This window comes from Dactylosporangium sp. NPDC051485 (genome assembly GCF_040682015.1).
Lineage (GTDB): Bacteria > Actinomycetota > Actinomycetes > Mycobacteriales > Micromonosporaceae > Dactylosporangium.
Map to the genome: position 1 here is coordinate 15744 of NZ_JBFAZW010000048.1, position 22096 is coordinate 37839.

Sequence of the window (22096 nt, forward strand, 5' to 3'; positions counted from 1 at the left end):
GTCAGCTCCCCGTCCCGAGCTCGTTGTCGATGAAGTCGAAGATCTCGTCGTCGGTGGCGTCGCCGAGGTCCACCTGGTCCGGTCCCGCGGCGCCGGCCGGCCCGGCGAGGCGGGCCAGCATGTCCTGCAGACGCCGGGCCAGCGCGGCCCGCAGCTCGGGATCGGCGTCGGCGGCCACCAGCGCCGCCTCCAGCTCGTCGAGGCTGCCCGGGGCCGGCCGTGCCGTGGGTGCCACCTGGCTCAGCAGGTACTTCCCGAGATCCCCCGGCGTCGGATAGTCGAACAGCAGGGTCGCCGGCAGCCGCAGCCCCGCCGCCGCCCCCAGCCGGTTGCGGAACTCCACCGCGGTGAGCGAGTCGAAGCCCATCTCCAGGAAGCCGCGCCCGTCCTCCAGCGGTTCGCCGCCGGCCAGCCCGAGCACGACCGCGGCGTGCTCGCGGATCAACGTCCGGATCGCCTCGGTGGCCTGCTCGGCGCCCAGCCCGCCCAGCCCGCCCAGCCCGGCCAGCCCGGACACGGGAGCGGCGCTCGCGGCCCGCCGCGCGGGGGCGCGGACCAGCCCGCGGAAGAGCGCCGGCAGCCGCCCCGCCTCGGCCTGGGCCCGCAGCGCGGCCCGGTCCAGCGCGGCCGGCACCGCGGCCGGCCGGTCCGTCGCCAGCGCCGCGTCGAACAGCGCCAGGCCCCGCTCGGCCGGCAGCGGCAGGATCCCGGTCCGGCCCATCCGGGCCCGGTCGGCCGCGTCCAGGTGCTCGCCCATCGCGCCGGCCTGCTCCCACAGCCCCCACGCCAGCGAGACGGCGGCAAGGCCCCGCGCGCGCCGGTGCGCGGCGAGCGCGTCGAGGAACGCGTTGGCGGCGGCGTAGTTGGCCTGCCCGGCGTTGCCGAGCGCGGCGGTGGAGGAGAACAGCACGAACATCTCGACGTCGCCGGCCAGCCGGTGCAGGTGCCAGGCGGCGTCGGCCTTCGGGCGCAGGACCGTGTCCAGGTGGGCCGCGGTCAGGTTCGGCACGGTCGCGTCGTCGAGTGCGCCGGCGGCGTGGACGACCGCGGTGAGCGGGTGCTCGGGCGGTATCGCGGCCAGGAGCGCGGCGAGGGCCTCGGGGTCGGCGGCGTCGCAGGCGGCGATGGTCACCGTGGCGCCGAGCGCCTCGAGCTCCTCGCGCAGCCGGTCCGCGCCCGGCGCCTCCGGGCCCTTGCGGCCGGCCAGGAGGAGGTGCTGCACGCCGTACACCTCGGCCAGATGACGGGCGACGAGGGAGCCGATCATGCCGGTCCCGCCGGTGATGAGCGCGGTGCCGGCCGGGTTCAGGGGCTTGCGGCCGGGCGGCGCGGCCAGCGGGGCCAGGCGGGGCGCGTAGGCGACACCCCCGCGCACGGCCAGCTGCGGCTCGTCATCGCTCCACAGTGGACCTGCCGAGTCGTCCACGTCGACCAGCGCGAGGCGGTCCGGGTTCTCCGCCTGCGCGGCCCGGATCAGCCCCCAGACGGTCGCCGCGGCCGGGTCCGGTGCCTCCCCGGGGCGCACCGCGACCGCGTTGCGGGTGACGACGAGCAGCCGCCGACCGGCCGACTCGTCGTCGGCCAGCCACTCCTGGACCATTGCCAAGACCCCGGCAACGGTACGGCGGGCAGCCTCCGGAGCCTCCCCACCCTCGGCCGGAACGTCCCACAGCACCGTGTCCGGCGCGGGAACGCCGTCGGCCCGGACCTCGACCCACTCCAGTGCGTAGAGCCCGTCGCTCCCGCCCGTGCGCCGCAGCTGCCCGACGTCCACAGGCCGGATCGCGAGACCGTCCACCGTGGCCACCGGCGCGCCGGCCGCGTCCGCGACGGTCAGCGCGGCCGAGTCCGGCCCGGTCGCGGCCAGCCGCACCCGCAGCGTGGTGGCCCCGGTCGCGTGCAGGGTCACGCCACTCCAGGCGAAGGGCAGCCGCACCACGGACGTGTCCGAGCCGTCGGTCAGCGCCATGGTGTGCAGCGCGGCGTCCAGCAGTGCCGGGTGGATGCCGAAGGTTCCCGGGCCGACGTCGTCGGGCAGGGCCACCTCGGCGTAGACGTCGTCGCCCTTGCGCCAGGCGGCGCGCAGGCCCTGGAAGGCGGGGCCGTACTCGTACCCGTCCGCGGCCAGCCGCCCGTAGAACCCGTCGAGCCCGATCGGCTCGGCCCCCGGCGGCGGCCAGGCGTCCAGCCGCGCACCGCCCCCGTTCCGTGCCGCGTTCCGGCTTTCGGGCGGTGCAGCGTTTCGGGCTTCGGGCGGTGCAGCGTTTCGGGCTTCGGGCGGTGCAGCGTTTCGGGCTTCGGGCGGTGCAGCGTTTCGGGCTTCGGGCGGTGCCGCGGTGAAGGGCTCGGGCGGTGCCGTGGTCAGAGGCTCGGGCGGTGCCGTGGTGAGCAGGCCGGCGGCGTGCCGGGTCCACGGTTCGGGCTCGCCGGTGTCCGGCCGCGAGTAGACGGTGACCGGCCGCCCGCCCGCGGCTTCCGGCCCGACGACCACCTGGACCTGCCGGGCCCGCCGGTCCAGCACGAGCGGGCTGTCGAGGGTCAGGTCGGCCAGGTGCGGCCGGTCCGCGTGCGCCCCGGCGTGCAGGGCCAGCTCGACGAAGCCGGTGCCGGGCAGCAGCACGGTCCCGGCGACCGCGTGGTCGGCCAGCCACGGGTGGCCGCCCGGCGACAGCCGCCCGGTGAACACGGTCGTGTCGCCGTCGGCGAGGTCGACCGCCGGGCCGAGCACGGGGTGCCCGGCCGCGACCGGCCGCTCGGCCGCCACGGTGACGTCCGGCCAGTAGCGGCGCCGCTGGAACGGGTACGTCGGCAGGTCCACCCGCCGCCCCGGCCGGTTCCACCGGACGGGGAGCCCGTGCGTCCACGCCTGGGCGAGCGAGGTCAGCAACCGCCGGGGGCCCGGCTCGTCGCGCCGCAGCGTGCCCAGCGCGACCGCCCGGTCGCTGCCGGCGTCGTCGAAGATCTCCTGCAGCGCGGCGGTGAGCACCGGGTGCGGGCTCACCTCGACGAAGGTGTGGTACCCGTCGTCGAGCATCGCCCGGATCGCCGGATCGAAGCGCACTGGCAGGTGGACGTTGTCGAACCAGTACTCCACGCCGAGCCGGTCGCCGGCGAGCGGCCCCGCGGTCACCGTCGAGTAGAACGGCACGTCGCCCGGCCGCGGCCGCACCGGGGCCAGCAGCTGGTTCAGCCGTTCCCGCAGCGGCAGGACCATGTCGGTGTGCGACGGGATCGAGACCGGCACGATGCGGGCCGTGATGCCGTCGGCCGCGCACTCGGCCACGAACCGCTCGACGGCCGGCAGCGCGCCGGCGACCGTGCAGGCGTGCGGGCCGTTGTACCCGGCCACGGCCAGCTCGGCCGCCCCGATGCGCTCGAGCACCTGCTCCGCCGCCAGCCGTACCGAGACGATCGCGCCCCGGCCGACCATGGTCTCGGCGTAGACCCGGCTGCGCAGCGCGACCGCGCGGGCGGCGTCGGGCAGCGACAGGATGCCGGCCGCGCAGGCGGCGGCGATCTCGCCCTGGGAGTGGCCGACGACGGCGGCGGGCTCGATGCCGTGCGCCCGCCAGAGCTCGGTCAGGGCCATCATGACCGAGAAGAGGACCGGCTGCAGTACCTCGATCCGCTCCAGCGACGCCGCCCCCGGCTCGTCGCGCAGCACGGCGGCGAGATCCCAGTCGACGTAGGGCGCGAACGCCTCGGCGCAGCGGCCGATCGCCGCCGCGAAGACCGGCGAGGCGTCGAGCAGGTCGGCGCCCATGCGCACCCACTGGGAGCCCTGTCCGGGGTACACGAACACGACCCGCCCCGGGTCCGCGGCCACGCCGGCCTCCAGCTGGGCCAGGCCGTCCAGCAGCTCCGCGCGGTCCGCCCCGATCACCACGGCCCGGTGCTCGAAGGCGGTCCGCGCGGTCGCCAGGGTGTGGCCCACGTCGGCCGGGGCCAGGTCGTCCCGCTCGCGCAGCAGCGCCCCGAGCCGCCCGGCGTGCTCCCGCAGCGCCGCGGCGGTCCGGGCCGACAGCGGCCAGGCGTGCGGCCAGCCCTCCGGCTCCGGCTCCCGGTCCGCGACGGGGGCGGCGGGCGGCTCCTCGATGATGACGTGGGCGTTGGTGCCGCTCATGCCGAACGACGAGACCCCGGCCCGGCGCGGGTGCCCGTTCGCCGCCCACGGCACCGGCTCGGCGAGCAGCGCGACCGCGCCCGAGCCCCAGTCGACCCGCGGCGTCGGCGCCTCGACGTGCAGGGTGCGGGGCAGGCGCGCGTGGCGCATCGCCATGACCATCTTGATGATCCCGCCGACGCCGGCCGCGCCCTGGGTGTGCCCGATGTTCGACTTGAGCGAGCCCAGCCACAGCGGCCGGTCCGCCGGCCGGTCCCGCCCGTACGTCGCCAGCAGCGCCCGCGCCTCGATCGGGTCGCCCAGCGATGTGCCGGTGCCGTGCGCCTCGACCGCGTCCACCTCGGCCGGGCCGAGCCGGGCGTTGGCCAGCGCCTGCCGGATGACCAGTTCCTGGGCCGGGCCGCTCGGCGCGGTCAGGCCGTTGGAGGCGCCGTCGGAGTTGACGGCCGAGCCGCGCAGCACGGCCAGCACCGGGTGCCCATTGCGTCGCGCGTCGGAGAGTCGCTCGACCAGCAGCAGGCCGATGCCCTCGGCGAAGCCGGTCCCGTCCGCGTCGGCCGCGAAGGCCCGGCACCGCCCGTCCGGCGACAGCGCCCGCTGGCGGCTGAACTCCACGAACGCGCCGGGCGAGGCCATGACCGTGACGCCGCCGGCCAGCGCCAGCGAGCACTCGCCCTGCCGCAGCGACTGGGCCGCCAGGTGCAGCGCGACCAGCGACGACGAGCACGCCGTGTCGACCGTGACCGCCGGGCCGCGCAGGCCGAGGGTGTAGGCGATGCGGCCGGTGGCGATGCTGGCCGCGCTGCCGGTGTCGAGGTGACCCTCGAGCCCGTCGGCGGCGCCGGCGATGCGGTAGCGGTAGTCGTTGTACACCACGCCCACGAACACCCCGGTGTCGCTGTCGCGCAGCGCGTCGGGCGCGATCCCGCCCCGCTCCAGGGCCTCCCAGGTCGTCTCCAGCAGCAGCCGGTGCTGCGGGTCGATGGCCACCGCCTCGCGCGGGCTGATGCCGAAGAACGCCGGGTCGAAGCGGTGCGCGTCGTGCAGGAAGCCGCCGCGGCGGGTGTAGGAGGTGCCGGCCCGCTCGGGGTCGGGGTCGTAGAGCGCGTCCACGTCCCAGCCGCGGTCGGCCGGGAAGTCCGAGGTGGCGTCGACGCCGTCGGCGACCAGCCGCCAGAGGTCCTCCGGCGAGGTCACGCCGCCGGGGTACCGGCAGCTCATCGCCACGATCGCGATCGGCTCGTCGGCCGCAACGACGGTCGCCACCGGAGCCTGCGCGCGCTCGCGGCCCAGCAGGAGGTCGCGCACGTGCTCGGCCAGGCCGGCCGGCGCCGGATGGTCGAAGAGCAGCGTGGCCGGCAGTCGCAGACCGGTCGCCTCGGCCAGGCGGTTGCGCAGCGCCACCGCGGTCAGCGAGTCGAAGCCCAGCTCCTTGAACGAGCGGGCGGTGTCGACGGCGGCCGGGTCGGGGTGGCCGAGCACCACGGCCAGGTGGCGGCGGACCAGATCGAGCACGAGGTGGCGCTGGTCGGCCGGGGCCAGCCCGGCCAGCCGCTCGGCCAGCGGCAGGTCCACGTTTCCCGGCTCGGGCTGCCGGTGCGCCGGCAGGACCAGCACGACGGTTCCGGGCCGGCGCGGCGCCAGGGCCGCCGGGTAGTCGTACGCCTCCGCCGGGGCGACCAGGACGAGCCGGGCCTTGGCCGGGGCCTCCTCGAACCGCCGCCCGGTCGCCTCGGGGTCCGCGGGCTCGACGTGCAGGACCACGTCGCCGGGGGCCGGCGGCACGCTCGCCCGCACCAGGCGGGGCACCAGCGGCGCGCCGTCGCGGACCGCGAACCGGTCCTCGCCCGGCACCAGGACCGGCGGCACCAGCTCCGGGCCGTCCACGTCGATCAGCAGGAACCGGCCGGGGTGCTCGGCCTGGGCCGCCCGGATCACGCCCCACACGAGCGCGGCGTCCGGGTCGGGCCGCTCGGCCGCCACCGCCCGGCGGGTGACGACGGCGAGGCGCGAACCGGCGAACCGGCCGTCGCCCAGCCAGGCCCGCACCGCCTCCCGGGCCGTCCCGGGGCCGCCCACGTGCGGCAGCAGCACCAGGCCGGGCACCTCGGCCAGGGCGGCCAGGGCCGCGGCCGGGTCGTCCGGGTCGAGCATGGCGTGGGCCGGCAGCGGCAGCGCCCGTCCGGGCGCCGCCACCCACTCGGGCTCGAACAGCGGGACGGCCAGGCGGTGCAGCTCTTCGGCGGTGAGCGGGCGGAACGTCAGCTCCGCCAGCACGATCCCGCCGGCCCGCCTGCGCGCGCCCCGCAGCGTCGTGGCCATCGGCGGCCCGTCCGGGGTGGCGACGCTTTGCTCAAGCCGGTCTTCGGCGATTTCCAGAGCCGGATTCGGTACGTCCACCACCTCGCCGAGCCAACCCTCCGCGAGCGCCGTCCACGGGCCGTCGTCCTCGCGGGAGTGCACGGCGAACGCGCGTCGGCCGCCCTCGCCGGGCGCCCCGATCGTGGCGCGGACGCTCACCTCGCGGCCGTCCGGGGCGAGCGGCGCGTGGATGGTCAGCTCCTCGACGCCGTCGCACCCGGCCTGCTCGGCGGCGTGCAGCGCCAGCCCGACGAGCGCGGCGGCGGGCAGCGCGTCGGCCGTCAGGCGGCCGGTGAGGACGGTCTGGCCGTCGGCGAGCTCGACGGCGGACGGGAGGAGCGGGTGGTTGGTGCGGCGCTGGCCGATGTGCCGCGGGTCGGCCGCGCCGGCCGGCGGGTTGAGCCAGTAGCCGCGGCGCTGGAACGGGTACGTGGGCAGGTCGACGTGCCGTCCGCTGACGCGGTGCCGCAGGCCGAGTGAGGCGAGCGCGCCGAGGAGCGCGAGGTCTTCTGGCTGCTTCGGGTTGAGCGTGGCGGCCGTGGCTCCGGTGTCGACGTGGGTGGTGAGGGCGGTGCCGGGCCCGAGTTCGAGGTATCTGGTGACCCCGTGTCCGTGCAGCTGTTCGACGCCGTTGCGGAACTGGACGGTCTGCCGTGCGTGCCGCGCCCAGTAGGTTCCGTCGATGCGTTCGCCGGTGAGGTTGGCGATGAGTGGTGTGTGCGGCTCGCGGTGTGGCAATCCGGAGGCGATGGTTTCGAGTTGTTCGAGGATGGGGTCGATGTGGTGGGAGTGGAATGCGTGTGAGACGTCGAGGTTGGTGGCTTTGCGTCCTTGGGCTTTGAATCGTTGGACGACTGCTTCGACGTTGGCTTGGTTGCCGGAGATGACGGTGCTGGTTGGGCTGTTGATGGCGGCGATGCTGATGGTGTTGTCGTTGATTTCGTCTGGGGTGGCTTGGATGGCGGCCATTGCTCCGCCGGGTGGCAGTTGTTGCATGAGTCGGGCGCGGGTGAGGAGGAGTTGGCAGGCGTCGGGGAGGCTGAGGATGCCTGCGAGGTGTGCGCCCGCGATTTCGCCGACGGAGTGTCCGAGGAGGTAGTCGGGTGTGATGGCGAAGGTGTCGCGGAGGAGGTGGTGGAGGGCGATCTGGAGGGTGAAGAGGCTGGTTTGGGTGTAGAGGGTTTGGTTGAGTAGGTGGGTTTGGGTGCCCCACATGATGTCGTGCATGGGCAGGTCGAGGTGTCCGGCGACGGTGTCGAACGCGGCGGCGAAGTCCGGGTAGGTGGTGTAGAGGCCGTGGCCCATGCCCGCGTTTTGGGCGCCCTGGCCCGGTAGCAGGAACGCCAGCTTGCCGTGGGGCTCCAGGGTGTGGGTGGTGATGAGGTTCAGCGCGGGCCGGTCGTCGGTGAGGGCTTCGAGGCCGGCGCGGAGGTCGTCGGTGGTGTGGCCGACGACGGTGGCGTGATGGTCGAGCACGGCCCGGTTGCCGAGCGTCGCGGCGATGTCGGCGGGGTGGTGGTCCAGGCTCCTCAGCAGGTGCCGGCCGAGGTCGCGGAGCGCGGCACGGCCTCGGGCCGAGAGGCGCCACGACAGCGGGCCCGCGGCCGGCGTCTCGGACCCATCCGCCGCCGGCGCTTCCTCGACGATGATGTGGGCGTTGGTGCCCGACAGGCCGAAGGATGAGATGCCGGCTCGTCGTGGGCGGTCGGTGCGGGGCCAGGGCGTGGGTTCGGTCAGGAGCGAGACGTTGCCGGTGGTCCAGTCGACGTGGATGGTGGGCCGGTCGACGTGGAGTGTCTTGGGCAGCAGGTCGTGGTTGAGCGCCAGGATCATCTTCATGGCGCCGGCGACGCCCGCGGCGGCCTGGGTGTGGCCCAGGTTGGACTTGATGGAGCCGAGGCGCAGCGGCTCGGGCCGGTCGGCGCCGTAGGTGGCGAGCACCGCCTGGGCCTCGATCGGGTCGCCAAGCGTGGTGCCCGTGCCGTGGGCCTCCACCGCGTCCACGTCGGACGGTCGCAGGCCGGCGTTGGCCAGGGCCTGGTTGATGACCCGCTGCTGGGACGGGCCGTTCGGGGCGGTCAGGCCGTTGGAGGCGCCGTCCTGATTGGTCGCGGTACCGCGGATGACGGCCAGGATCGTGCGGCCGTCGCGCCGGGCGTCGGACAGTTTCTGCAGCAGCAGCAGGCCGGTGCCCTCCGAGAAGCCGGTGCCGTCGGCGGCGTCGGCGAAGGGTTTGCAGCGGCCGTCGGGGGCGAGACCCTGTTGGCGGGTGAACTCGGTGAAGACCGTCGGCGCGGCCATGACCGTGGTGCCGCCGGCCAGGGCGAGGTCACACTCACCGGAGTGCAGCGCCTGGGCCGCGAGGTGGATCGCGGTCAGGGAAGACGAGCAGGCGGTGTCGACGGTGACGGCCGGGCCCTGCAGGCCGTACGTGTAAGCGATGCGCCCGGAGGCGATGCTGGGCGCCGAGCCGTTGGCCAGGTACCCCTCGTAGTCGTCGAGCGGCCGGTCGGCGTGGACCAGGCGGGCGCCGTAGTCGTTGTACATGACGCCGAGGAACACGCCCGTCTGGCTGTCGTGCAGCGAGCGCGGGTCGATGCCCGCGTGTTCGAAGGTCTCCCAGCTGGTCTCCAGCAGGATGCGCTGCTGCGGGTCCATGGCCGCGGCCTCGCGGGGGTTGATGCCGAAGAAGTCCGCGTCGAACTGGTCGGCGTCGTGGATGAAGCCGCCGTGCCGGGTGTAGGAACGCGCCCCGTCGAGGAGGTCGTCGAGGTTCCAGCCGCGGCCGGTGGGGAAGTCGCCGATCGCGTCGCCCCCGTCGGCGAGGAGTTGCCAGAGCTGTTCGGGGGTGCGGATGCCGCCGGGGAAGCGGCAGGCCATGCCGATGACGGCGATCGGCTCGTCGGTGGTGGCGCGCCGCTCGGCCGCCGCCTGTGGCGCTCGGCGGTCCAGCAGGTGGGTGGCGAGCGCGGCCGGGGTGGGGAAGTCGAAGACGAGGGTGGCGGGGAGGCGTTGGCCGGTGGCGGTTTGGAGGCGGTTGCGCAGTTCGACGGCGGTGAGTGAGTCGAAGCCGAGGTCTTTGAAGGCGCGGGTGGCGTCGACGTGTTCGCCGCCGGTGTGGCCGAGCACGGCGGCGACCGCGGCGCGGACCAGGGTCAGCGCCCCGTCCGGGGTCGCCCAGTCGGCCGCGGCGGCGGTGGTCGCGCGGCGGGCCGGCGCGCGGACCAGACCGCGCAGGATCGGCGGCAGCGCGCCGTCGCCGGCCAGCTCGCGCAGGGCGGGCGGGCTGAGCCGGGCCGCCACGACGGTGTCGCGGCCCGCGCCGAGCGCCGCGTCGAAGAGGGCGAGGGCCTGCGCGGCCGGCATCGCGAGGATGCCCTCACGGCCGAGCCGGGCCACGTCCGCGTCGCCGAGGTGGCCGGTCATGCCGCTGGCCTGCTCCCACCGGCCCCACGCGATGGCCACGCCCGGCCGCCCGGCCGCCCGGCGCCGCGCGGCGATGGCCTCCAGCCCGGCGTTGGCCGCCGCGTAGTTGGCCTGCCCGGGCGTGCCCAGCGTGCCGGCCAGCGACGAGAAGAGCACGAACGCGGCCAGGGGCCGGTCGGCGGTCAGCTCGTCGAGGTGCCTTGCGGCGTCGAGCTTCGGCCGCAGTACCGCATCCAGCCGCCCCGGCGTCAGGTTGTCGAGGGTCGCGTCGTCGAGCACGCCGGCCGCATGGACGACCGCGGTGACCGGGTGCGCGTCCAGCAGCGCGGCCAGCGCTTCGCGGTCGCCCACGTCGCACGCGGCCACCGTGACGTCCGCCCCGAGCGCCGCCAGCTCGTCGCGCAGCTCGGCGGCCCCGTCCGCCGCCAGGCCCCTCCGGCTCGTCACGAGCAGCCGCCGCAACCCGTGCGCGGTCACCAGGTGCCGGGCCACGTGCGCCCCGGCCATCCCGGTGCCGCCGGTGACCAGCACCACACCGTCGGTCTCGATGGTCGCGGGCGCCGGGGCGATCCGGACCAGCCGCGGCCGAAGCGTTACCCCGTCTCGTACAGCGAGCTGCGGCTCACCATCGGCCAGCACCAGCCCGGCGTCCGTGGGTAGGGCGGTGCCCGTGGGCAGGTCGAGGAGCACGAATCGGTCCGGGTGCTCGGCCTGCGCGGAGCGGACCAGCCCCCACCCGGCCGCGAGATCCGGGTCGGGCGCCTCCCCGGCGCGCACCGCGACCGCGCCCGAGCCGACCAGCACCAGCCGCGCGGTCGCGAACCGCGGCTCGCCCAACCACCCCCGCAACAGCTCGAGCACTTGCGCGGGCGCGGCGGGCAGCGGCGCGAACACGGTCCCCGGCACCGGCTCGGCCGCGGCGACGGCCCGCAGGTCCGGGTACCGGGCGGCCCCCGCCAACCCGAGGTCGAGCGTCGCGACCAAGCCGGCGATCGGTGCGCCCGCCACCGGCTCCCAGTCGACGCCGAAGAGCGCGTCCCGGTGCGGGTCCCCGCCCAGAGCCAGCCGCCCGGCGTCGACCGCCCGCACCGCAAGCGACCCGACCGTCGCCACCGGCCGCCCGTCGCCGTCGGCGAGGTCGAGCGCGACGGTGCCGTCGGCGTTGCGGGCCAGCCGCACCCGCAGCGCGGTGGCCCCGCGCGCGTGCAGCGCCACGCCGCCCCACGCGAACGGCAGGTCCACGCCGCCGCCGTCGGCCCGGTCGAGGTGCACGACGTGGAGGGCGGCGTCGAGGAGGGCGGGGTGCAGACCGTACCCGCCGGCGTCGAGCCCCTCGGGCAACCGCACCTCGGCGTGCACCACGTCCCCGGCCCGCCAGGCCGCCCGCAGTCCCTGGAACGTCTCCCCGTACCCGTACCCGCGCTCGGCCAGCCGCTCGTACAGCTCGTCCAGCTCGACCGCCTCCCCGGCGGGCGGCCAGGCGCCGGCCCACGGCTCCGGTTCGGCCGCCCCTTCGCCCAGGAGCCCGCTGGCGTGCCGGGTCCAGGCGGTGTGGTCGTCGCCGTCCGGCCGCGAGAAGATCTCGACCTGCCCGTCGTCGCCGAGGATGACCTGCAGCCGTACCGGGGCCTGCCCGGGCAGCGTCAGCGGGGCGTGCAGGGTCAGCTCGTCGAGCCGCTCCCGCCCGGCGTGCGCCCCCGCCGCGAGGGCCAGCTCGGCGAACGCGGCCCCGGGCAGCAGCGCCGTCCCGTGCACCGCATGGTCGCCCAGCCACGGGTGCCGGCCGAGCGATACGACGCTGGTGAACACGGTCTGGCGCTGCTCCGCGATCTGGTCGCCCGCCCCGAGCAGCGGATGCCCGCGGTCCCCGGCCCCGGCGGAGGCATTGAGCCAGTACCGCCGGTACTCGAACGGATACGTCGGCAGATCGGCGTGCCCGCCCCCGAGCCCCCAGTCGACCTTCAGCCCGGCGATGTCGGCGTGTCCGAGCGAGGTGCGGAACTGCCGGAGTCCGGGTTCGTGGCGCCGGAGCGTCGCTATGGCCCGTGCATCGGGAAGCGTTTCACTGACCCCGATGGTGAGCACCGGGTGTGGGCTGACTTCGACGAATACGGTGTGCCCGGTGAGTGCTTCGAGCGTGTCGCGGAATCGGACTGGGTGTCTGAGGTTGTCGTACCAGTAGTTGGCGTCGAGTTGCTGGTGGTTGATCGGTCCGGCGGTGAGTGTCGAGTAGAGCGGTATGTCTCCGGTCTGTGGCGTGATGTCGGCGAGGTCGGTGAGGATTTGGTCGTGGAGTGCTTCGACGTGTGGTGTGTGTGAGGCGTAGTCGACGTCGATGCGGCGCCCGGGCATTTGGTCGAGGGCTTCGGGTGCCCCGGCGACGACGGTGGTGGTTGGGCTGTTGTATGCGGCGATCCAGGCCCCGTCGGGGAGTTCGATTTGGTCTGCGGGGAGTTGGATGGATTGCATGCCGCCGGTTCCGGCGAGTCGGGTGAGTGCGCGGGCTCGGAGGGCGACGATTCGTGCGGCGTCGTCGAGGGTGAGTGCGCCGGCGATGTGGGCGGCGGCGATTTCGCCTTGGGAGTGGCCGATGACGGCGTCGGGTTCGATGCCGTGTGCTTGCCAGAGTCGGGCGAGGCTGACCATGACGGCGAACAGTGTGGGTTGGACGATGTCGACGGGTTCGGTGGCGTTGAGCGAGATGGTCACGTAGGGGGCGAGGGCTTCGGCGCAGGCTTGGTATGCGTCGGCGAAGACGGGTGAGGTTTCCAAGAGGTCGGCGGCCATGCCGGACCATTGCGAACCCTGGCCGGGGAAGACGAAGACGGTTTTGCCGGCGGGGGCCGGCACCCCCTGGACGACGTTGGGTGCCGGCTGGCCGGAGGCGAGGGCGTTGAGGCCGGAACGCAGTTCTTCCAGGTCGTCGCCGATGACCAGGGCCCGGTGTTCGAGGCGCCCTCGTTGGGCCAGGGTGTGCGCCGCGTCGGCCGGGTCGGCGTCCGTTTCGGAGAGTTGCCGGGCCGAGGCGCGCAGGGCCGGTTCGGTGCGGGCCGACAGAAGCCAGGGGAACGGGCCATTGGAAGGCGTCGCGGGGCCGGCCGGCGGGGGCTCCTCGATGATGACGTGGGCGTTGGTGCCGCTGATGCCGAAGGCCGACACCCCGGCTCGGCGTGGCCGGTCGCCGGTCGGCCAGGGCACCGGCTCGGTCAGCAGGGACACGCTCCCCGCGGACCAGTCGACGTGCGGGGTCGGCTCGTCGGCGTGCAGCGTCCTCGGCAGGCTTTCGTGGCGCAGGGCCATGACCATCTTGATGACGCCGCCGACGCCGGCCGCGGCCTGGGTGTGGCCGAGGTTGGATTTGAGTGAGCCGAGCCACAGGGGGTTGTTGCCCGGGCGTTGGCCGTAGGCGGCCAGCAGGGCCTGGGCCTCGATGGGGTCGCCCAGCGTCGTGCCGGTGCCGTGGGCCTCGACGGCGTCGACGTCGGACGGTTGGAGGCCGGCGTTGGCTAGGGCCTGGGCGATGACCCGCTGCTGGGAGGGGCCGTTGGGGGCCGTCAGGCCGTTGGAGGCGCCGTCGGAGTTGACGGCCGAGCCGCGCAGCACGGCCAGGATCGGGTGACCGGCGCGCCGGGCGTCCGAGAGGCGTTGCAGGAGGAGCAGGCCCGCGCCCTCGGCCCAGCCGGTGCCGTCCGCGCTTGCGCCGAAGGGCTTGCAGCGGCCGTCGGGGGCCAGGCCGCGCTGGCGGGAAAACGCGATGAACATGCCCGGGGTGGCCATGACGGTGACGCCGCCGGCCAGCGCCAGGTCGCACTCGCCCTGGCGCAGCGACTGGGCGGCCAGGTGCAGGGCGACCAGCGAGGAGGAGCAGGCGGTGTCGATGGTGACGGCCGGCCCCTCGAGGCCGAACGTGTACGCCAGCCGCCCGGAGGCGACGCTGCCGGTGCCGCCGGTGGGCAGGTACCCCTCGTACCCGTCGCCGGGCCGATCCAGCAGCCGCTGGCCGTAGTCCTGGTAGATCACGCCGGTGAAGACGCCGGTCCGGGTGCGGCGCAGCGACGCGGGGTCGATCCCGGCCCGCTCGAAGGACTCCCACGCCGTCTCCAGCAGCAGCCGGTGCTGCGGGTCGGTGGCCTGCGCCTCGCGCGGGCTCAGCCCGAAGAAGCCGGCGTCGAACGCGGCCGCGTCGTGCAGGAAGCCACCCGCCCGGGCGTACAGCGTGCCCGGGTGGTCGGGGTCGGGATCGTAGAGCCGGTCCAGGTCCCAGCCGCGGTCGGAGGGGAACTCGCCGATCGCGTCGCCGCCGGAGTCGACCAGGCGCCAGAGGTCTTCCGGGGTGCGCACGCCGCCGGGGTACCGGCAGGCCATGGCCACGATGGCGATCGGCTCGTCGAGCGCGCCGCGGGCCCGGGCGGCCACCGGCGCGGGCGCGGCCCCGACGATCTGCTCGACCACGAACGCGGACAGCGCCAGCGGCGTCGGATAGTCGAAGACGAGCGTGGCCGGCAGCCGCAGCCCGGTGGCCGCCGCGAGCCGCCCGCGCAGCTCGACCGCGGTCAGCGAGTCGAAGCCCAGCTCCTTGAAGGGGCGCTGCGCCGGCACGGCCTCCTCGCCGGCCAGCCCGAGCACGGTCGCGGCCTGGGCCCGCACCAGGGCGAGCACCTGCCGCTCCCGGTCCGCGCGGGGCAGCGCCGCCAGCACCCGCGCCCAGGACGAGCCGCCGTCCCCGTCCTCGGCCGCCCGCCGCGCGGGCGCGCGCACCAGCCCGCGCATCAGCGGCGGCAGCGCACCGGCCGCGGCCTGCGCCCGCAGCGCCGGCAGGTCCAGCAGCATCGGCACGGTCACCGCCGCGCCGGACCGGAGCGCGGCGTCGAACAGGGCGAGCCCCTGCTCGGCGGCCAGCGGCGCGACGCCGGCCCGCCCGAGCCGCGCCCGGTCGGCGTCGCTCAGCCGCCCGGTCAGCCCGCTGCCGGGCGCCCACAGCCCCCACGCCAGCGACACGGCGGGCCGCCCGAGGGCCCGGCGGTGCTCGGCCAGGGCGTCGAGGTACGCGTTGGCGGCGGCGTAGCTCGCCTGCCCCGCGGTGCCGAGCGTGCCGGCCGCCGAGGAGAAGAGGATGAAGTGGTCGAGCTCCCCGGCCAGCTCGTGCAGGTGCCGGGCGGCCTCGGCCTTGGGCCGCAGCACGGCCTCGAGCCGCTGCGGGGTGAGCCCGCCGAACGGCGCGTCGTCCAGCACGCCGGCCGCGTGCACGACCGCCGAGACCGGGTGCGCGTCCAACAGCGCGGCGAGCGCCTCGCGGTCGCCCACGTCGCACGCGGCCACCGTGACGTCCGCCCCGAGCTTGGCCAGCTCGGCCCGCAGTTCCGCGGCCCCGGGCGCGTCCGGTCCCCGGCGGCTCGTCAGCAGGAGGCGCCGGACGCCGTGCGCCGCCACGAGATGCCGCGCCAGCAACCCGCCCAGCGTGCCGGTGCCCCCGGTGATCAGTACCGTGCCGCGGGACCCGATCGGCACGCCCGGCGAGGCGTCGCCGGGCGCCCGGGCCAGCCGGGGCACATACGTCGCGCCGCCACGAACCGCCACCTGCGGCTCGCCCGGCGGCAGCGGGGGCGGTCCGGAGTCGCCGGAGCCGTCCAGGTCGACCAGCACGATGCGGCCCGGGTGCTCGGTCTGGGCCGAGCGAACCAGGCCCCAGATCGGGGCCAGCCCCAGGTCGGGTGAGCCGTCGAGGGCGACCGCGCGCCGGGTCACCACGGCCAGGCGGCGCTCGGCGTTGGCCTCGTCGGCCAGCCACGCCTGCACCAGCTTGAGCGCGGCCGGCAGCGAGTCGGGGGCCACGACCACCAGCTCGGGGGCGGCCGGCCGCGAGTCGGGGGCCGCGACCACCAGCTCGGGCTCCGGCCCGCCGCCGGGCGGCGCGGGCGTCCACTCCACGCGGTACAGCGGCGGCGCCCCGGCACCGGCCGGCCGCAGGGCCAGCGACGCCAGGCTCAGCACGGGTGCGCCGTCCGGGTCGGCGAGGGTCACGGCGACCGCGTTCGGCCCGGCCGGCGCGAGCCGGACCCGCAGCCGTGGCCCAGCCGCCCCGTGCCGCCGCAGGCCGGACCAGGCGAAGGGCAGCAGCGCGCGGTTCGGCTCCCACATGACGCCGACGACGGCGTGCAGCGCCGCGTCCAGCAGCGCCGGGTGGATGCCGAAGCCGCCGGTCGAGGCGTCGGCCGGGAGGCTCACCTCGGCGTAGACCTCGTCGCCCAGCCGCCAGGCGGCCCGCAGGCCCTGGAAGACCGGGCCATAGCCGTACCCGGCGGCGGCCAGCCGGTCGTAGAGGTCGTCCACGGGCACCGGCACGGCGCCCGGCGGTGGCCATGCGCCGAGCCGCTCCCCGGCACCCGCCGGCCCGGTGCCGAGCGCGCCGGTCGCGTGCGTGGTCCAGTCGTCGGCGCCGTCGGGCCGCCCGTGGATGCTGAAGCGCCCCGCGTCCTCGACGATGACCTGCAGCTGCACCGCGCCGCGGTCCGGCAGCACCAGGGGCGCCTCCAGGGTGAGGTCGGCGACTCCGGCGTGGCCGGCGGCGGCAAGGGCGAGCTCGGCGAATGCGGCCCCCGGCAGCAGCACGGTCTCGTTGACGGTGTGGTCGGCCAGCCATGGAAGGTTGTCGAGGGACACCCTGGCCGCGAACACGGTCTGCTGCTGGTCCGCGATCTGGGTCGCCACCCCGAGCAGGGGATGGTGGCCGACGGTGGTCGAGGAGCCGATCCAGTACCGCCGATGCTCGAACGGATATCCCGGCAGCTCGGTAAACGTCCCGCCGACCCGCCAGTCGACCTTCAGCCCGGCGATGTCGGCGTGTCCGAGCGAGGTGCGGAACTGCCGGAGTCCGGGTTCGTGGCGCCGGAGCGTCGGTATGGCCCGTGCGTCGGGAAGCGTTTCGCTGACCCCGATGGTGAGTACGGGGTGTGGGCTGATTTCGACGAATACGGTGTGTCCGGTGAGTGCTTCGAGGGTGTCCCTGAACCGGACGGGGTGTCTGAGGTTGTCGTACCAGTAGTTGGCGTCGAGTCGGAGATGGTCGATCGGCCCGGCGGTGAGGGTTGAGTAGAGCGGTATGTCTCCGGTTTGCGGTGTGATGCCGGCGAGGTCGGTGAGGATTTGGTCGTGGAGTGCTTCGACGTGTGGCGTGTGCGAGGCGTAGTCGACGTCGATGCGGCGCCCCGGCATTTGGTCCAAAGCCTCGGGTGCCCCGGCGACCACAGTTGTGGTTGGGCTGTTGTATGCGGCGATCCAAGCCCCGTCCGGCAGCTCGATTTGGTCTGCGGGCAGTTGGATGGACTGCATGCCGCCGGTTCCGGCGAGCTGGGTGAGTGCCTGGGCTCGCAAGGCAACCACTCGTGCGGCGTCGTCAAGGGTGAGTGCGCCGGCGATGTGAGCGGCGGCGATTTCGCCCTGGGAGTGGCCGATGACCGCGTCGGGTTCGACTCCGTGTGCTTGCCAGAGCCGCGCGAGGCTGACCATGACGGCGAACAACGTCGGCTGGACGACGTCGACGGGTTCGGTGGCGTTGAGCGAGATGGTCACGTAGGGGGCGAGGGCTTCGGCGCAGGCTTGGTATGCGTCGGCGAAGACGGGTGAGGTTTCCAAGAGGTCGGCGGCCATGCCGGACCATTGCGAACCCTGGCCGGGGAAGACGAAGACGGTTTTGCCAGTGGGGGCTGCGGTTCCCTGGATGAGGTTGGGTGCCGGTTGGCCGGAGGCGAGGGCGTTGAGGCCGGAACGCAGTTCTTCGAGGTCGTCGCCGATGACTAGGGCCCGGTGTTCGAGGCGCCCTCGTTGGGCCAGGGTGTGCGCCGCATCGGCGGGGTCGATGTCCACCGGTGCGAGCCGGCGGGCCGAGGCGCGCAGGGCGGGCTCGGTGCGGGCCGACAGGAGCCAGGGGAACGGGCCTTCGGAAGGCGTCGCGGGATCGGCCGGTGGGGGCTCTTCGATGATGACGTGGGCGTTGGTGCCGCTGATGCCGAACGACGACACCCCGGCTCGGCGCGGGCGGTCGCCGTCGGCCGGCCAGGGCACCGGCTCGGTCAGCAGGGACACGCTCCCGGCGGACCAGTCGACGTGCGGGCTGGGCGCGTCCGTGTGCAGCTGGGCGGGCAGCAGGCCGTGACGCAGGGCCATGACCATCTTGATGACCCCGGCCACGCCCGCGGCGGCCTGGGTGTGGCCGATGTTCGACTTGATCGAGCCGAGGCGCAGCGGCGTCGGGCGGTCCCGGCCGTAGGCGGCCAGCAGGGCCTGGGCCTCGATGGGGTCGCCCAGGGTGGTGCCGGTGCCGTGGGCCTCGACGGCGTCGACGTCGGACGGTCGCAGGCCGGCGTTGGCGAGGGCTTGGGCGATGACCCGCTGCTGGGAGGGGCCGTTGGGGGCGGTGAGGCCGTTGGAGGCGCCGTCGGAGTTGACGGCCGTTCCGCGCAGCACCGCCAGGACCGTGCGGCCGGCCCGGCGGGCGTCGGACAGGCGCTGCAGGACCAGCAGGCCGGCGCCCTCGCTCCAGGCGGTGCCGTCGGCCGCGGCGGCGAACGGCTTGCAGCGGCCGTCCGGGGCCAGGCCGCCCTGCCGGGTGAACTCGGTGAACAGGCCCGGGGCGGCCATCACCGTCACGCCGCCGGCCAGCGCCACCTCGCACTCGCCCTGGCGCAGCGACTGGGCGGCCAGGTGCAGGGCGACCAGGGAGGACGAGCAGGCGGTGTCGACCGTGACCGCGGGGCCCTGCAGGCCGAAGCTGTAGGCGACGCGGCCGGAGACCACGCTCGTCGTGTTGCCGGTGAGGAGGTAGCCGTCGGCGCCCGGCGCGCCCTCGTGCAGCCTCGGGCCGTACTCCTGCGGGATCGTGCCGACGAAGACACCGGCGGGGCGGCCGCGCAGCGTTGCGGGGTCGATCCCGGCCCGCTCGAAGGCCTCCCATGCGGTCTCCAGCACGACCCGCTGCTGCGGGTCCATCGCCGCCGCCTCGCGCGGGCTGATGCCGAAGAAGGCGGGGTCGAAGCCGTCGGCGTCGTAGAGGAAGCCGCCGCGCTCGGTGGCGCAGGACTCCCGCAGCGCGTCGAGGTCCCAGCCGCGGTTGGCGGGGAACGGGCCGGTCGCGTCGTCGCCGCGCTCGACCAGCCGCCAGAGATCCTCCGGTGACCGAACGTCGCCAGGGAACCGGCAGGCCATGCCGACGATCGCGATCGGCTCGTCGGCCGGCCCCGCCGCGACCGGGAGCGCCACCGGCCGGGTGTCCGCGCCGGCGAGCAGGTCGCGCAGGTGCGCCGCGAGTGCCTCCGGGGTCGGGTGGTCGAACAGCGCGGTGGCGGGCACCGGCAGCCCGGTCGCGGTCCGCAGCCGGGTGACCAGCTCGACCGCCGTGAGCGAGTCGAAGCCGAGGTCCCGGAACGGCAGCGCGGTGTCCACCCGGCCGGCCGAGTCGTGTCCCAGGGTGACGGCCACGTGTGCGCGGACCGTGGCCAGCGTGTCGAGGTCTTCCGCCCGTGGTCGCATCGGCGCGTCCGAGGCGGCGGGAGCGTCGCCGAGCCAGTACCGGCGGCGCTGGAACGCGTACGTGGGCAGGGCAACCCGTGGGCCCGGGCCGCCGTTGACCGCGGCCCAGTCGACCGGCACGCCGTGCGCGTGGAGGTGCCCGAGCGCGGCCAGCAGGGTCACGGGCTCGGGGCGGTCGGGGCGCATGGCCGCGGCGATCGCCGGGGTGCCGGTCAGGCCGTCGCGGGCCATCGCGCTCAGCGCGCCGTCGGGGCCCAGCTCGAGGTACGCCGCCGTGCCCGCCGCCTCCAGCTCGCGCAGGCAGTCGTGGAACCGCACCGTGCCGCGGACGTTGGCCACCCAGTGCTCGGGGGTGCACAGCTGCTCGGCCCCGGCCGGACCGCCGGTGACGGTCGAGACCACCTGGATGGCCGGCGGCCGGAAGGTCAGCCCCTCCGCCACCCGCCGGTACTCCTCCAGCATCCCGTCGGTGTGCGGCGAGTGCCCGGCCACCGTCACCCGGATCCGCTTGGTGCGCCGGCCCTCGGCGGCGAACCGGGCGGCGACGGCCTCGGCCGCGCCGGCGTCGCCGGAGACCACCACCGACTGCGGGGCGTTCACGCCGCCGATGCTCACCGCGCCGCCGTGCTCGGCGATGGCCGCGGCGACCTCCTCCTCGGTGGCCTGCACGGCGATCATCGCGCCGCCGGTCGGCAGCGTGCCCATGAGCCGGCCGCGGGCCGCGATGAGGGTGCAGGCGTCGGCGAGGTCCAGCACGCCGGCCGCGTGGGCGACGGCCACCTCGCCGGCCGAGTGGCCGATCAGGCGGTCCGGCCGGACCCCGAACGACTCGACCAGCCGGAACAGCGCCACCTCGAGCGCGAACACGGCCGGCTGCGTGAAGGGCGTCTCGTGCAGCAGCGGGGAGCCGCCCCACAGCAGCCGCCGCAGCGGGAGGTCCAGCAGCGGGTCGAGGTGCGCGCAGACGTCGTCGAGGGCGGCAGCGAAGGCCGGGTACGCCTCGTACAGCTCGCGGCCCATGCCGTCGCGCTGGCTGCCCAGGCCGGGGAAGAGCACGGCCAGCCCGCCGCCGGTCGCGCGGCCCTGCACCAGCTGGGTGGCCGGTTCGCCGGAGGCCAGCGCGGCCAGCCCGCGCAGCGCGTCCTCGCGGCCGGCGCCGACGATGACGGCCCGCTCGGCGAAGAGGGTGCGGGACGAGACCAGGGACCGGGCCACGCCGGCGAGGTCGAGGTCCGGCCGTTCGGCGAGGTGCGCGGCCAGCCGGGCCCCCTGCCCGCGCAGCGCCTCGGCGTCGCGCGCCGACACGACCAGGGCCGCCGCGGGGGGTACGGGAGCGAAATGGTCCACAGTGGACGGGCCGTCGAACGAGGACAGCACGAGATGGCAGTTCGTGCCGCCCATGCCGAAGGAGCTGACGCCGGCCACCAGCGGTTCGCCGGGGCGCGGCCACGGTCCGTGCGCGGTGTGCACCCGCAGGCCCAGGGACGACAGCGGGATCGCCGGGTTGGGCGTGTGGTAGTGCAGCGACGGCGGCAGCTCCCGATGGCTGATGCTCAGCGCCGCCTTGAGCAGGCCGACGATGCCGGCCGCGCCCTCCAGGTGCCCGACGTTGGTCTTGGCCGAGCCGACCAGCAGGGCGTCCGCCTCGCCCCGGCCCGCGCCCAGCGTGGCGCCCAGGGCCGCGGCCTCGATCGGGTCGCCGACGCGGGTGCCCGTGCCGTGCAGCTCGACGTACTGCACGTCGGCCGGCGCGACGCCGGCGCGGTCGTAGGCGTGGCGCAGTACCGCCGCCTGGGCATCGGGGCTGGGGACGGTGAGGCCGCCGGTGGCGCCGTCGTTGTTGACCGCGTTGCCGCGGATGACGCAGTAGATCCGGTCGCCGGCGGCCACGGCGTCGGCGAGCGGTTTCAGCACGACCAGGCCGCCGCCCTCGCCGCGCACGTAACCGTTGGCCCGGGCGTCGAAGGTGAAGCAGCGCCCATCGGGCGACAGCCCGCCGAAGCGCTCCACGCCGACCGTGGCGTCCGCGACGAGGTTGAGGTTCACGCCGCCGGCCAGGGCGACGTCCGACTCCCCGCTGCGCAGGCTCTCGCAGGCCAGGTGCACGGCGACCAGCGACGAGGACTGGGCGGCGTCGACGGTCAGGCTCGGGCCGTGCAGGCCGAAGAGGTACGACAACCGGTTGGCCAGCATGCCGCGGTGCAGCCCGGTCAGCGTGTGCTGCGTGATGCCCCGCAGGCCCTCGCGCTGCGACAGCGTGGCGTAGTCCCAGGCGATCGCCCCGACGAAGACGCCCGTGCGGCTGCCCCCGAGGGTGGCCGGCACGACCGCGGCGTCCTCCAGCGCCTCCCAGGCCAGCTCCAGCAGGAGCCGCTGCTGGGGGTCCATGGCCACGGCCTCGCGCGGCGCGATGCGGAAGAAGTCCGCGTCGAAGCCGTCGATGCGGTCCAGGAAGCCGCCGCGGCGGATTGTGGCGCCGTCCCACCGGCCGGCGGGCGCGTCGGTGATCGCGTCGACGCCGTCGCGCAGCAGCCGCCAGAACGCCGCCGGGTCGGGCGCCTGGGGCAGCCGGCAGGACAGGCCGACCACGGCGATCGGGTCGGCCTGCCGCCGGTAGCGGTCCGCGGGGTTCCGCTCGGGCTCGCTGCTCATGGGCCTCGC

General features: G+C 75.6%; 1 protein-coding gene. It reads right to left on the reverse strand.

Features of this window, described 5'->3' with window-relative positions; all coding sequences use genetic code 11:
* Nucleotide 1: 1 nt before the first annotated feature.
* Complete coding sequence (locus AB0M46_RS25910; protein ID WP_363339828.1) at nucleotides 2–22087, reverse strand: SDR family NAD(P)-dependent oxidoreductase; 22086 nt, start codon at nucleotides 22085–22087, stop codon at nucleotides 2–4.
* Nucleotides 22088–22096: the final 9 nt, after the last annotated feature.

Excerpts from the sequence above, each read along its gene's own strand:
- AB0M46_RS25910 (WP_363339828.1), bottom strand. The coding sequence starts at position 22,087 with ATGAGCAGCGAGCCCGAGCGGAACCCCGCGGACCGCTACCGGCGGCAG.